Annotated in this window: 10 protein-coding genes; 4 read left to right on the top strand and 6 right to left on the bottom strand. The window is 42.1% G+C overall.

The genetic code is table 11. The features are described from left to right. Positions 1–49: 49 nt before the first annotated feature. The gene (gene polA / locus NO991_RS10210) at positions 50–2,785 is read right to left on the bottom strand and encodes a DNA polymerase I (protein ID WP_300362030.1); all 2,736 of its coding nucleotides are present in this window, start codon (positions 2,783–2,785) and stop codon (positions 50–52) included. 511 nt (positions 2,786–3,296) lie between these two features. Between polA and elbB the strand changes: the two genes are divergently transcribed. From elbB to NO991_RS10225, 3 genes are all read left to right on the top strand, one after another. Beyond that, positions 3,297–3,947: an isoprenoid biosynthesis glyoxalase ElbB gene (elbB, locus tag NO991_RS10215; protein WP_300362027.1), complete on the top strand. Its 651-nt coding sequence runs from the start codon at positions 3,297–3,299 to the stop codon at positions 3,945–3,947. A 184-nt stretch (positions 3,948–4,131) separates the two neighbouring features. Further along, positions 4,132–4,524 carry a cytochrome c5 family protein gene (locus NO991_RS10220; RefSeq protein ID WP_054554118.1) on the top strand — a complete coding sequence of 131 codons (393 nt, stop codon included), beginning with the start codon at positions 4,132–4,134 and terminating at the stop codon, positions 4,522–4,524. A 183-nt stretch (positions 4,525–4,707) separates the two neighbouring features. Then, the gene (locus tag NO991_RS10225) at positions 4,708–7,287 is read left to right on the top strand and encodes a diguanylate cyclase domain-containing protein (protein ID WP_054554117.1); all 2,580 of its coding nucleotides are present in this window, start codon (positions 4,708–4,710) and stop codon (positions 7,285–7,287) included. On the opposite strand, the gene rep is transcribed toward NO991_RS10225, so the two are convergent. Then, positions 7,277–9,289: a DNA helicase Rep gene (gene rep / locus NO991_RS10230; RefSeq protein ID WP_300362837.1), complete on the bottom strand. Its 2,013-nt coding sequence runs from the start codon at positions 9,287–9,289 to the stop codon at positions 7,277–7,279. The two genes, NO991_RS10225 and rep, sit on opposite strands and share 11 nt — an antisense overlap. Positions 9,290–9,400: 111 nt before the next feature. Here rep and NO991_RS10235 point away from each other — a divergent pair, with 111 nt between their 5' ends. Then, positions 9,401–9,664, top strand: coding sequence for an accessory factor UbiK family protein (locus NO991_RS10235; protein ID WP_054561163.1), 264 nt, complete (start codon positions 9,401–9,403; stop codon positions 9,662–9,664). Positions 9,665–9,714: 50 nt separating this feature from the next. Here NO991_RS10235 and can read toward each other — a convergent pair whose 3' ends face one another. The 4 genes from can to ilvA form a co-directional block, all read right to left on the bottom strand. Next, on the bottom strand, positions 9,715–10,377 hold the full coding sequence (gene can, locus NO991_RS10240) for a carbonate dehydratase (RefSeq protein WP_054554114.1): 663 nt from the start codon (positions 10,375–10,377) through the stop codon (positions 9,715–9,717). An 18-nt stretch (positions 10,378–10,395) separates the two neighbouring features. After that, positions 10,396–11,574, bottom strand: a complete 1,179-nt coding sequence (locus NO991_RS10245) for a methyltransferase (protein WP_054554113.1) — start codon at positions 11,572–11,574, stop codon at positions 10,396–10,398. A 50-nt stretch (positions 11,575–11,624) separates the two neighbouring features. After that, a complete protein-coding gene (locus NO991_RS10250) occupies positions 11,625–12,620 on the bottom strand; it encodes an ABC transporter substrate-binding protein (protein WP_228482690.1) in 996 nt (331 codons plus the stop codon). A 138-nt stretch (positions 12,621–12,758) separates the two neighbouring features. Continuing rightward, a complete protein-coding gene (gene ilvA / locus NO991_RS10255) occupies positions 12,759–14,312 on the bottom strand; it encodes a threonine ammonia-lyase, biosynthetic (RefSeq protein WP_371351974.1) in 1,554 nt (517 codons plus the stop codon). Position 14,313 lies beyond the last annotated feature (1 nt).

Raw genomic sequence — 14,313 nt, forward strand, 5'->3', positions numbered from 1 at the left:
TCAGACCGAGCCACTCGAATTGTTATATCGGTGGCTCTTAGTTTAGATATTAGTGAGCTTGTTGCCAGTTGTCACCGCTGTCGGCTTCAACAATCAGAGGCACATCAAGAGTAGCGGCTTCTGACATTAACTTACAAATTTCAGCTTTATAGTCGTCCACAGATTCTTCTTTAATTTCGAACACTAATTCATCGTGCACTTGCATGAGCAGCTTAACTGAACCTGCAGCTTGTGCGTTCACCCATTGATGAACTTTTAGCATCGCTTTTTTGATGATATCTGCAGCAGTCCCTTGCATTGGTGCGTTGATCGCAGCACGCTCAGCGGCTTTACGACGAGCACCGTTACGGGCATTGATTTCAGGTAAATGTAAGCGGCGGCCAAAAATCGTTTCTACATACCCTTTATCAGCTGCTTTTTCACGGGTTGTTTCCATGTACTCAAGTACGCCAGGGAAACGCTCGAAGTATTTATCAATATAATGCTGTGCTTCATGACGTGGTACATCTAATTGACGTGATAAACCAAACGCCGACATGCCATAAATTAAACCGAAGTTAACCGCTTTAGCTTTACGGCGCATATCGCTGGTAACCTCTTCAAGGCTAACCCCGAAGACTTCTGCCGCTGTTGCACTGTGAACATCTAAACCATTCGCAAAGGCAGTTAATAGGCCTTTATCTTGAGATAAATGCGCCATGATACGTAATTCAATTTGGCTGTAATCGGCAGCCACAATTTTATGGCCTGGTGCAGCAACAAAGGCTTCACGAATTCGACGGCCTTCTTCTGAACGAATTGGAATATTCTGTAAGTTAGGATCCGTTGAACTTAAACGTCCTGTTGCTGTTACAGCTTGATGGTAAGAGGTATGCACTCGCTTAGTGCGCTCATCAACCATTAGCGGAAGTTTATCTGTGTAGGTTGATTTAAGTTTAGATAAACCACGGTGCTCAATAATCACTTTTGGTAATGGATAATCATGAGCTAGTTCTTGTAACACCTCTTCTGCTGTCGAAGGTGCACCCTTAGGTGTTTTCTTGATAACAGGCAGCTCAAGTTTTTCAAACAAAATAGCTTGCAGTTGCTTAGGTGAGCCTAAGTTAAACTTTTCACCTGCAATATCATAAGCTTCTTGCTCAAGCTCTAACAGGCGTTCACCTAAACGTTGGCTATGAGCTGCTAGCATGTTGCTATCAATTGCAACACCAGTACGCTCAATATCAGAAAGCACTGTGACAAGTGGTAACTCAATCTCTTCGAATACCGATTTTAATTGGCTATCAGCATCAATTTTTGGCCATAATACTTGATGAAGACGTAGCGTTATATCAGCATCTTCAGCAGCATAAGGCGCCGCTTTTTCTAGCTCAATTTGGTTAAACGTTAACTGCTTTTTACCTTTACCGGCAATATCTTCAAAGCTGATATTTTTGTGACCAAGGTATTTCAGTGCCAACGAGTCCATATCATGGCGGCTGCCTACACTATTAAATACATACGACTCCAGCATGGTGTCGTATTTAATGCCTTTTAATTCAAAACCTGCGTTAGCTAACACGCTTTTATCATACTTAAGGTTTTGCCCCACTTTCGCTTTGTTTTCGTCAGCTAAGATTGGGCCAATTTTTGCCATTACGGTTTCTAAGCTTAATTGCTCAGGCGCATCTGGGTAATCGTGACCAACCGGAAGGTAAGCCGCTTCACCGGCTTTAACCGCAAAGCTCATACCAACCAATTGCGCTTGCATATAATCAAGGCTGGTTGTTTCAGTATCAAAAGCAAACAATTCGGCGTCATTTAACTGCGCCACTAAGGTATCAAGTTGCTCTTCAGTTAAGATTGTTTCGTAGTGTGCATCAGCAACTTTTGGTAGTTCGTTAGCTTCAGTTGGCACATCTAAATGCGTGTCAGCGTCTTTAGGGTTATCAAGTAGCTCAGCTAACCAACGGCGGAACTCACACTCACCATAAAGTGCAATCAATTCGTCACGATTAGGCTCTTGCAGCTTAAAGCTTTCAAGATCTGACTCAACCTCAACATCACACTTAATTGTTGCTAACTCATAGCTAAGTGGCAAATGATCAAGTGCTGTAGCAAGCTTTTCACCAATCTTGCCTTTTATTTCACCTGCATGATCAATGACACCTTGTAATGATCCATATTTTTGCAGCCACTTCACCGCTGTTTTTGGACCACAGCCATCAACACCTGGGATGTTATCGACTTTGTCACCCATTAGGGCAAGGTAATCAATGATCAATTCTGGGCCAACGCCAAACTTCTCAACCACGGTTTCTGGATCTGAAATGCTATCTGTCATGGTATTGATCAGCGTAACATGCTCATTAACAAGCTGCGCCATATCTTTATCGCCAGTCGAGATCAGCACATGACGCTGCTGCTCTGAGGCTATTCGCGCAAAGGTACCGATAACATCGTCAGCTTCAACACCTTCAATACTAATCAGCGGAAAACCCATTGCTTTAATAATGTTATGCAGTGGTGCGATCTGTGTGCGTAAGTCATCCGGCATTGGCGGACGATTCGCTTTATATTCGCTGTACATATCATTTCTGAAGGTTTTACCCTTGGCATCAAATACCACCACCATGTGCGATGGATCATATTGCTTGATCAAACTCTTAAGCATATTAACTACGCCATAGATTGCGCCTGTCGCTTCACCTTTTGAGTTAGTAAGGTGCGGTGGCGAATGGTATGCACGGAATAAATAAGAAGAACCATCTACAAGAATAAGTGGATTTTCAGGGATCTGAGCCATGGTGAAATTGGATCCTAATTGAATAACATTAAATTGTTTGTAAGCATGCCATAAGGTCATGAAGAAAACGACTGTGAATTATTAACCAATAAAGCTTTATGACAGAGCAAGCTGTGGATAACTTTGTAGATAACAGACACAGTTAATTCTCCCAAAATGAAAAAACATTTAGGAAAATTAGATAAGCTTATGTTTTTATTTAAAAAAGATATTACGGCGTTCTTTTTTTATTATTTTTGTCCGATGTGGAAAACGGTTTTAGTAGCGATAACCTTTTGCTTATTCGATACCGAATTAACATCCCTTTTCATAACCGGAGGAGTATTCTAGCATAATGGATCAAAGATCATAGCGATCCTTTATACTTTTTTTTTCGTTAGTAATTTATAAAAAGGCATAAACAGCTATTCATCATGCTTTGCGAGTTATCAAGCGACGAAAATTTTTTATTTTGTCGCCATGCTCGTATCCTTGTTAAACTAAAGCTAGTCGCATTAAGGAGAGTTCAAAAATGAAAAAAGTTGCTGTAATTTTAGCTGGTTGCGGTGTTTACGACGGCGCAGAAATCAATGAAGCCGTATTAACCTTATTACATATCGCTAAAGCAGGCGCGAGCTATGAATGCTTCGCACCCGATATCGAACAAATGCACACCGTTAATCACCTAACCGGTGAAGAAATGACACCTAATCGTAATGTGCTAGTTGAAGCTGCACGTATTGCCCGCGGTGAAATAAAAGCGCTCACTGAGCTAAATGTAGATGAGTTCGATGCCTTGATCGTACCGGGTGGTTTTGGTGCCGCGAAAAACCTATCCGACTTTGCTGTGAAAGGTGCTGATGCACAAGTTCAAGGTGATGTACTGACAACAGCGAAGGCTTTTGTCGATGCCAACAAAGCAGCTGGTTATATATGTATTGCGCCTGCCATGCTGCCGCTTATTTATGGTAAAGGTGTAAAAACAACCATTGGGAGCGATGCAGAGACCGCCGCAGCTATAGAACAACTTGGTGGAGCACACCAAAGCTGTGCTGTGAACGATATCGTTGTTGATCAACAACATAAAGTGGTCACTACCCCAGCCTATATGTTGGCCAAAAGCATTTTAGATGCAGATGCGGGTATCGAAAAATTAGTTAACAAAGTATTAGAGCTTGCTTAAGCATCAAGCTAAGAGCCAGTATTTTATGCTGGCTTTTCTTGCGCTAACGCAAAAAAATGACGGTTTTTCTCAAGAAAAAGCCTTTTAGATCATTTTATAAATTGTGGCTTAGCGTTATAATCGTTCTAATTTCCGTCATATATATCGTGATTGATCACGTTCAAATCGAAGTGAGCAAGGCAAAATGAAAAAACTATCAGCTGCATTATTACTGCTAGCAACAACGGCATATGCACAAGCGTATGACAACTCTTTGACTGAAGATGCTATCAAAAAGCGTCTAGCGCCAATTGGTTCTGTCTATCTAGAAGGTGATAAAGCTGCAGTCGCTGCTGAACCTACAGGCCCTCGTTCTGGTGAACAAGTTTACCAAGCAGCATGCTTTGCTTGTCACGGCACTGGTGCACTAGGCGCACCTAAATCAGCTGATGATTGGGCTCCTCGTATTGCTAAAGGCATGGACACTTTACTTGACCATGCAATCAATGGTTTTAACGCGATGCCTCCTAAAGGTACGTGTATGGACTGTTCTGATGAAGAGATCAGCGCTGCTATCGATTTCATGACTAGCAAGTAACAGTTTCAAATCTAATACTAAGGGCTTATTTTTATAAGCCCTTTTTTTATGCCTTTATCAGGGCGCGAGGCTAGCTCTGTAGCCAAATATGACCATAATAAATTACTATTTTGTTAACAGCTGTTACTTGACGATCTAATAAAAAAGTGGAACTATTAAGGACGATATTTAAACAATAATAAAATGAGTTCTAAATCATTGGAAGATTCAGCAACACACTTTGATAAGCTTGCACGTAAAAATGTTCGCTTAAAATCGCTTTTACAAAAGTATAAGCAATCACATCACTTGCAACATGCTCTTTTACAATTATCAGAGCAAGCGAGTACTGTTGCCGAATTAACCTTGCTTTACCCTGCTATCCACAACATCCTGCAAGACTATATTCCAAGTAAAAACTTCTTCGTGGTTTTGCATAACCCTGTTTACGATAACCTTGAGTTATCTTATTTTGCCGACGAAAAAGATGGCCTCTCTGTGCCATTGAAGTATGAACAGTACTTTAAAGAAGGCCTGACAGGTTACGTATTTAAGCAAGGTAAAACCAGCTACTTTACCAAACAACAAACAGAGCTAGCGGTTGAACAAGGCTTACTCAAATGCTTTGGCACACCTGCCGAGCATTGGGTTGGAGTTCCTGTATACCGCGATAAGTCAATAATTGGAGTGATGGTCGCGCAAAGCTATGAAAAAGACCTGAGTTATTCTGAGCAACAAATTGAGTTGCTAGAAGTAATGTCACTTTATTTGGCAACGGCCATCGAACGAGTTAAGAAACGTGAACTGCTCGAATCAGAAGTTAAAATTCGTACTCGTGCACTGACACAAAGTAATCAAGCTCTCAATGAAGAAATACAGCAACGTAAAAAAGCGTTAGAGCGTCAACAGATCCTTTTTAAAATATCAGAGCTGGCAACCTTAAGTGAAAATCTTGACGACGTTTATAAACATGTTCACGAAATTATTAAAACCATTACCTATGCAGACAATCTATATATTGCCCTTTATGATGAGCAAACTCACTGGTTAAGTTTTCCGTACTGTGTCGATGAATACAATGACACAGGCAGGCCGAGACCTTTTGCAAAAGGTTTTAGTGAACTTGTTTTAAGCTCCGAAGAATGCCAAGTCATCGATATTGATAAAGCAAATAATCTTATTAAGTTAGGCGTTGTTGAAAGGCCCGTAGACGTCCCGGCTGAACGAACAGCAACTAGCTGGTTAGGTGCACCACTTAAAACATCGCAAGGTGTCATTGGTCTAATAGTTTGCCAAGCGTATAATAATAAACACGAATTCACGCAAGATGACTGTGAGTTAATTACCTTTGTATCGCATCAAATAGCCAACGTCATTCAAACCCATTTAGCAAATCAAGAGTTAAAGCTAAATCATCAAAAGCTGGAAAACAGAGTTGCAGAGAAAACGAAAGAGTTACGCCAAGCAAACCTTCACTTACAGATGCAAATTGAAGAGCGTAAAAAAATAGAACAACAGCTGTACCACGATGCACATCATGACTCATTAACCAGTTTACCTAATCGCAGTTTATTCCTAACACAGTTAGAAAAAACATTGCAGCATTATCAGCGCTATCCAGAGCAGCAGTTTGCAGTGTTATTTATTGACCTTGATAAATTTAAAGACATCAACGATCACCTTGGTCACCAAGCAGGCGATCAATTTTTAATTGGTGTTGCTGAATCTTTCTCGCATTGTATCCGTGAGCATGATTTACTTGCACGTTTAGGTGGTGATGAGTTTGTGGTATTGCTCACTCACTTAACTGAGCAACAGCAAGCTCAAGATGTTGCCAAACGTATCATCGAAATAATGAGAAAACCTTTCTGTATGAAGGGTCAATGCATTCAAAGTGGTGCCAGTATTGGTATTACTTACTCAAAACCAAGCTACAAGCACACCGATGAAATTATACGTGATGCCGACGCCGCCATGTATTACGCTAAAAATGCAGGCCGTAATCGCTTTGAATGTTTCCATCCGCTGCTTAATGCCAGTAATGTGCAACATGATGCTGACAATATGCATCACTTAGATGACTTGCCTATGCACTTTAGAAGTGCCGAAATCATTACCTTGGATGAGCAAACTCGCGCAGAGTCTTTACTCGAAGCATTTGGTGAACACCCAGTACTTGGCAGCACCAGCTTTGAAGTACTTAAGAAGTTTGCGACCGATAGAGTACAGCACTTTGAGGTTGAACTTAACTTACTAAAACAAGCATTCAGCTTAGTAAGTGACAGTAAGAAAGAAAAAGTATTGTTCCCTTGCTCTGGCTTAGTCCTTGAACGTATTAATTTTCAAGCACTATGTAAGCTATTAAAAGCCCACGATGCGAATAGAATGTGTCTGTTATTCAACGAACAAGAAATTCGTTACGCATCAGCGGTACAAATTGAAAATTTAAAAAACTTGGTCGCACAAGGATTTTCGATTGGGTTGAATGAATTTGCTAAAGATCGCTGTGAGTTAAACTTACTGACTGAGTTTCAATTCGATTACTTGTTATTAAGTTCAACATTTAGCAAGCGCGTATTACAGCAAGAAAACTATCACTTACAACTGCAAGGTGTACTGGCGATTACTAAGCTGCAAAATATCAAAGTAATCGCGAAAGGACCGTCGATTTTTAACTACCGCACGTTACTCGATAAGCACGGGTTGTCGTTGTTTATTGGTAAACAGCATGCGCTGGCGCCCTTCGAATACGAAACACCAAGCGCACAAATAATTACTTCTTAAGCATCGCTCTTAGATTAGCTACACGGGCTTGGCCTTTTTCCATACGCTCAGCCTGTGAAGACGGTGGCTTTTTCGCTTCAAAGGCTAAGTCATCTTGTGGTAACTCCTGCACAAAGCGACTGAGCTCAGTATCTGACGTTTCACCAAATTGACGACGTAACTTAGCATAAGTCATTACCAACTCTTGTTGAGCACGGGTTATACCTACATAAGCAAGACGACGCTCTTCTTCAACGTTATCTTCATCGATACTTACTTGGTGTGGTAGTAACCCCTCTTCCATGCCAACCATGAACACATACGGATACTCCAAACCTTTTGAAGCATGCAGTGTCAGTAATTGTACCGCATCAGATTCGTCTTCCTCTTCGTTGCGTTCAAGCATGTCACGTAAAGTCAGTTTACTAACCACCTCAGCAAGGTTCAGCGGCGGGTTGTCTGCGTCCCCTGTTAGCATGTCGGTGATCCAACGATAAAGCTCTGAAACGTTCTTCATGCGCATTTCAGCGGCTTTTGCACTTGGTGATGACTCATAAAGGTATGCTTCGTAGTTAATTTGTCTAACTAACTCTTTCACAGCCTCAAGGGTATCGCCGCGTACCGCATTATCAGAAAGCTCAACCACCCAGCGAGCAAAGCCAGCTAAGGCATTAAAACCACGGCCTTTTAATCGGTGAGCAAGTTCAGGTTCAAAACAGGCTGCAAATAAGCTGATATGCTTTTCATTAGCAAGGGTGCCAAGTTTTTCGAGTGTGGCCGTACCAATCTCACGGCGTGGCGTATTTACAATACGTAAAAAGGCATTGTCATCATCTTGGTTCACCAATAAGCGTAAATACGCCATGATATCTTTAATTTCTGAACGCGAGAAAAACGACATGCCGCCACTGATCTTATAGGGAATGCGGTTGCTCATAAGTGCTTTTTCAAACACGCGCGCTTGATGGTTACCACGGTATAAAATCGCGTAATCTTTGTAGCTGGTGCGTTTCATGAATTTATGAGAAATGATCTCTGCCACCACTCGCTCTGATTCATGCTCTTCATCACGACAACCAATCACTTTGATTGGCTCACCATAACCAAGTTCACTGAATAGCTTTTTATCAAACTCATGAGGGTTATTGGCGATCAAAATATTCGCCGCTTTTAGAATTCGCCCTGCGCTTCGGTAGTTTTGTTCAAGCTTAATTAAACGTAAGCCCGGAAAATCTTTACTCAATAGTACAAGGTTTTGAGGCTTAGCACCGCGCCATGAGTAAATTGATTGGTCATCATCGCCTACCACTGTAAAACGAGCTCGTTCACCCACCAATAACTTAACCAACTGATACTGACTGGTGTTGGTATCTTGATACTCATCCACCAGTAGGTAACGAAAACGCTGCTGCCAACGCTCACGCGCAGTAGCATTTTGGCCTAACAATAAAGTAGGGATCATGATCAGATCATCAAAATCAAGGGCATTATAAGCACGTAGTTGATTTTGATAACGCGCATACAGCTGAGCAAATAAGGCTTTTTGTGGCTCACGGGCTTCGCGAACAGCACGCTCTGGCAGAATCAATTCGTTCTTCCAGTTACCTATTTGCATTTTTAGTAGGTTGAGTAAGTCTTTGTCTTTTTTTAGTTCTTCTTCAGTCAGCTCGGCTAGTAACTGGTTGGTATCTTGATCATCAAACAACGAAAAACCGGGTTTAAACCCTAGCGTCGTTAACTCTTTTTTGATGATCTCAAGCCCAAGGGTATGAAACGTTGAAACCCATAAGCCTTTCGACTCTTGTTTACCCAGTGTTTGCGTTACACGCTCGCGCATTTCTTTTGCCGCTTTATTGGTAAAAGTTACCGCCGCAATATTGCGCGCTTGATACTCACACTTTTGCACCAAGTAAGCGATTTTATTAGTAATAACACGCGTTTTACCAGAGCCCGCACCGGCTAATACCAGACACGGTCCACTGATGTACTTTACCGCTTCATCTTGTTTTGGGTTGAGTTTCATAAGCCCCTAAAGAAATTATCCAAAGACAGGACGGGCAATTTTACCGTAATCACTACACTACGCCTAGCCAATAAGGTAAGATTGTTTTTTTACGTGACTCAAGGGACGAAGATGATCAACCCAGCAAAACTTGAAGAAATCGCTAAGCAAATTACTGACAACATGCCGCAAGGCGTGAAAAACCTTGCCGAAACAGTTGAAGGCAAAACAAAGCAAGCTATTCAAAACAAACTTGCTGAGATGGACTTTGTAAGCCGTGATGAGTTTGATATTCAAAGCCAAGTACTTATTCGTACTCGTGAAAAACTCACTGAGCTTGAAGAGAAAGTTGCATTACTCGAGCAGCAACTTGCTAGCAAACAAGACGAACAATAAAAAAGGAGAGCGAATTAGCTCTCCTTTTTTGTACCTAACTAGTTTAGGTTTTAGCTTTTTTCTGCCACGCGTTCGAATACACGCTTAACGGCGATACCGTAGGTATCACTAGCTTCTTCAGCACAGGTCACAACCGACTCAAGATCATTAAGGTGACCATTCGCTAAGCCATACACCCAACCATGAATTGTTAAATCTTGGCCTTTCGCCCAAGCATCTTGCACAATGTTAGTACGGCACACGTTACGTACTTGTTCGATAACGTTTAGTTCAATTAAGCTATTTAAACGCTCTTGCTCAGGTAATGCATTGAGTTGTTCGATGTGTTTTTCTTTTACATCACCTACATGGCGTAGCCAGTTATCAATTAAGCCAAAACGCGCTTCGTTTAATACTGCTTGAACACCACCACAGCCATAGTGACCAACGACCATGATGTGCTTCACTTTCAGCACTTCAACAGCGTATTGCATTACCGAAAGACAGTTATGGTCAGTATGCACAACGACATTTGCTACGTTACGGTGAACAAATAGCTCACCCGGTAATAAGTCTACAATTTCGTTTGCAGGTACACGCGAGTCAGAACAACCGATCCACAAATACTCTGGATTTTGCTGCATTGATAGAATTTTAAAAAACTCAGGATCATTTTCACTCGTACGCGCTGCCCAACGTCTATTATTTTCGAATAAATTTTTTAACTTTCTCATTGCGCCTCTTTACGGTTTTTAATAATTAGCTTGGATCAAGATATTCCTTGGTGTCAGCTGCTTTTCGCAAAACGTACTAACTGTTACTTGATACCCTTGTTGTTGCAAATATAAAGCACGATCGAGCACGAGCCAAACTTCAATTGCCCTTCTGAACACATGTCGGACGAGTTCAACTCGCTCGGTGACCCTTTTGCGCTTTTTACCTATCTCTAAAAACTTATTGTAATCAATACCTTCAGGTAAATGTAATGATTTTTTCTCAGCAGCCCATAAACAAAATGAGTTAAACGAATCAGAGAAGATCGCTTTGTTCACTGACGGTACACTCACATAGTGCATTTCACCGGTCAGTGATTTACGTAACGCATCAAATCCAAGACGCCATTCAACCTCTGTTTTTCTGACCTTATCAACTCGGCTCGGTGCGGTTACCGTTTCTTGCAGCGCCAGTTTTAAATCGCGATGAGTAAGCGCAAGTTGGCTTTTTTTTACGGGCTCGCTCATTGCTTGATAAGCGTTATCAGTGAATAAATGATAACAGCACGGTGAAAAACTAATTTGCTGGGTTTTCGCTTTACTTGCTTGCTGCATAAATGTTTGATGCAAACGACCACAGGCATGCAATGCAACTGCATGCTGCTGGCTTTCAAAAAAGCCATCTGTGTCATCGGTTAATACATCAGCTTGTGAAAACTGCATCGCCAATTGCTGTTGCTTAGCACTGTGTTGACCTTGATCGCACAAGTGTTGTTGTAGCTCAATGCTATGGACACGTGGTGCCCCATTAAATGCCAACATACGACCTAAATGCCCTTTACCTGCACACCATTCTAAAACAGGCTGGTTTAATGACTGCTGACTAATGGCCGCGACAAAGTCTTGTAATTGTTCAAACTTACGGCCCTTAATGCCATTACTTATCCAAAATGGAAATTCATTACGGGCAGCACTTATAGCAGGCAAATTACACAACTCAGCCAACTGGTCGATACCCTCTATTGCCTCAGTAAAATAACGATATAAAGCTTGCTGATCGGCATCAAGTTCACTCACTTGTTGGTCATCAAGCGCCCATAATAAGTTGGCTAATTCAGGCCAAGGAAGATCATCAAAATCAAATGCGGTACATTGCCAGTATTGGCGGGTTGAAAATAGCAGTGCATCTAAAGCTGCAAAGTGCTCGGCAAGTGTCATAACTACTTAGCGACAAGAAATAAAGAGCAGTATAACAGCTTTTAGCTTATTTAACGTCGGTTACTGCTGATCAAGCGACTGTACAATGGCACACACGCAATACTTAAAATGATGGCGAGGATCAACATCCACGACAGCTCAATAGCTTCAGCTTGCTGCTGATCATACATAAAGCCATCAAAAGCCTGATCAAAATCAGCTTGCTCGATGCCATATAGATCTGCAATTAAACGCCATTTTGCCATCGACATATTGCCTAACTTAATCCCAGGAGGTTGAATATAGCTTGCCAAAACATGTGCTTCATAAGCCAGCTCCTGTACGCTTTTATGTTTAGCATAGTGCTGCTTGGTCACATCGATGCTTTCTTCTAAGTGCAATAAAGCATATCGCCACCCTTTTAGGCTCGCGCGGTAAAAACGCTCTACAACCTCAGGCTTCTTCGCTAAAAACTGCTCAGAGGTATATAAAATATCACCATACACATTCAAGCCGAACTTTTGCGGGCAAATGAGTCGATAGCCAACCCCTCTAAGAGTCATGCTGTAAGGCTCATTGGTCACATAAACTTGCACCGCATCTAAATCACCGGCAAGCCACTCTTTAACGCCGCCTTCATGGCTAGCTGCCATCAAGCTTTCTTGGCTCAATCCAGCACGCTGTAACATGACCAAGAGTTCTGCATTTTCTAGTGAGCTAACTTTGCTGAGTTTCTTTCCAACAAAGTCTCTGGGCTGAAAAATATCTGAGTTATTCTTTACCATCCAGCAGTAAGGCGAAAACTGCAGAATGGCTCCAAGGGCAACAACCGATGCGCCTTGCTGGCGTTTTTGTAATATGCCTGAGTGAGTAATGGCAAAGTCGGCTTGGCCGTTTAACACTTTAGGAAAGGTATCAGGATCATTTGGGTCGGCAGGTATAATAGCAACATTAAGGCCCGCTTCCTTGTAAAAGCCTTTTTCTGCAGCCATATAATAACCTGCAAATTGAAACTGGTGAGTCCATTTTAATTGTAAGCTAACGTTATCAACGCTCTGTGCGCTCATAGAGAGCATTAGACAGATTAACCCTAGTAGACTTTTCATTCCTTGCACGCATCATCCTTGATTGAGAACCGTGCAATAACTATAGGAAAAATAGACAAAAAAACAAGGCTACTAATTAGCAGCCTTGATTATATTAAGCTACTGATTTGCCGCTTTAACCTCACTTAATTCTTGACCTTGGCTAGTTAAGAACTGGGTGAAACATGGATTGTTCGTTTCATCTTGAACGTTGTATCCCAAACGGTTCAAATGCTCATTGAATACCTCATAATCACTCGGTTCAATAGCAAAGGCCGCCAGCACATTACCAATCGCTCCACCATGATTACGATAATGGAATAAAGTGATATTCCAATTACTACCAAGGGTATCTAAGAATCGCGCCAGTGCGCCTGGGTATTCAGGAAACTCAAAGCGTAGTAAACGCTCATGAAGTTGAGCAGGCGCTTTACCACCCACCATATAACGAATATGCAATTTAGCCAGCTCGTTATCTGATAGATCGCAAAACGTGTAGTCGTTTTCTGTCAGTGCCGCTTTTAACTCTTCAAGCTCTTGCTGCCCTTGCCTTAATGCAATACCAACAAAAATTTGTGCTTCGCCGGGGCCTGCGTAACGGTAATTAAACTCGGTGATAGCTCTGCCACCTAGTGAGTTACAAAACTGCTTAAAGCTACCCTTTTCTTCTTTTATGGTCACAGCAAGCAGCGCTTCGTTCTTTTCACCGAGAGCCGTTCGCTCTGCAACATAACGTAAGCGGTCAAAGTTTAAGTTTGCACCCGATAAAATTGCAGCAACGTTTAAGCCTTTAACACCATTTTGTTGGCACCATTTTTTCAGCCCTGCTGTTGATAGCGCCCCTGAAGGTTCTGCTATCGCACGAGTCGAAACAAAGATATCTTGCATTGCGGCGCAGATTTCATCGCCCGTTACAGTGACCACTTCATCACAAAACTTTTGCGCTAAACGAAATGTTTCTGTGCCAATAACTTTTACGGCTACACCATCAGCAAAGCTGCCAACACGGTCAAGCTCAACGGGCTTGCCCGCTTCAAGCGCTGCTTTTAGGCAAGCACTCTCGTCAGCTTCAACACCAATGACTTTGATATCAGGACGTAACGACTTAATGTACACCGCCATGCCTGCAAGTAAACCACCACCGCCAACAGGAATAAAAACAGCATCGAGGTCGTTCAATTGCTGCATTAATTCACGGGCAACGGTACCTTGGCCAACAATCACATCAGGATCATCAAACGGTGGCACAAACACCCCGTTACGCTGCTCTGTCAGTTCTAAAGCATGGGCTTTTGCCGCATCAAAATGATGGCCGTGTAATACCACTTCACCACCGAGTGAACGTACTGCATTCACTTTAATTTCTGGTGTTGTAACTGGCATCACAATCGTTGCGTTATGCCCTAAAAATGAGGCACTGAGTGCAACCCCTTGCGCATGGTTACCCGCTGAGGCTGTGATCACATCAGAACCTTTTGGCAACTTGCTCAGTTTATGAAATGCACCACGAAGCTTAAATGAATAAACCGGTTGTTGGTCTTCACGCTTTAACCACACATGGTTGCCTAACCGAGCACTAAGATCAGCCATTTCGCTGACCTCAGTGACTTTTGCAAGCGGCTCCATGTTCGCTTGGATGATAGCGCGAAAATAATCGAGCTCTTGAGAAACCATA

Source organism: Pseudoalteromonas sp. DY56-GL22 (genome assembly GCF_041414715.1).
Taxonomy (GTDB): Bacteria; Pseudomonadota; Gammaproteobacteria; order Enterobacterales; family Alteromonadaceae; genus Pseudoalteromonas; species Pseudoalteromonas simplex.

What these genes read in the sequence shown, in the direction of transcription:
- NO991_RS10245 (WP_054554113.1), bottom strand. Translation starts at nt 11,574, where the DNA reads ATGACACTTGCCGAGCACTTTGCAGCTTTAGATGCACTGCTATTTTCA.
- NO991_RS10225 (WP_054554117.1), top strand. Translation starts at nt 4,708, where the DNA reads ATGAGTTCTAAATCATTGGAAGATTCAGCAACACACTTTGATAAGCTT.
- can (WP_054554114.1), bottom strand. Translation starts at nt 10,377, where the DNA reads ATGAGAAAGTTAAAAAATTTATTCGAAAATAATAGACGTTGGGCAGCG.
- NO991_RS10250 (WP_228482690.1), bottom strand. Translation starts at nt 12,620, where the DNA reads ATGAGCGCACAGAGCGTTGATAACGTTAGCTTACAATTAAAATGGACT.
- rep (WP_300362837.1), bottom strand. Translation starts at nt 9,289, where the DNA reads ATGAAACTCAACCCAAAACAAGATGAAGCGGTAAAGTACATCAGTGGA.
- ilvA (WP_371351974.1), bottom strand. Translation starts at nt 14,312, where the DNA reads ATGGTTTCTCAAGAGCTCGATTATTTTCGCGCTATCATCCAAGCGAAC.
- NO991_RS10235 (WP_054561163.1), top strand. Translation starts at nt 9,401, where the DNA reads ATGATCAACCCAGCAAAACTTGAAGAAATCGCTAAGCAAATTACTGAC.
- polA (WP_300362030.1), bottom strand. Translation starts at nt 2,785, where the DNA reads ATGGCTCAGATCCCTGAAAATCCACTTATTCTTGTAGATGGTTCTTCT.
- NO991_RS10220 (WP_054554118.1), top strand. Translation starts at nt 4,132, where the DNA reads ATGAAAAAACTATCAGCTGCATTATTACTGCTAGCAACAACGGCATAT.
- elbB (WP_300362027.1), top strand. Translation starts at nt 3,297, where the DNA reads ATGAAAAAAGTTGCTGTAATTTTAGCTGGTTGCGGTGTTTACGACGGC.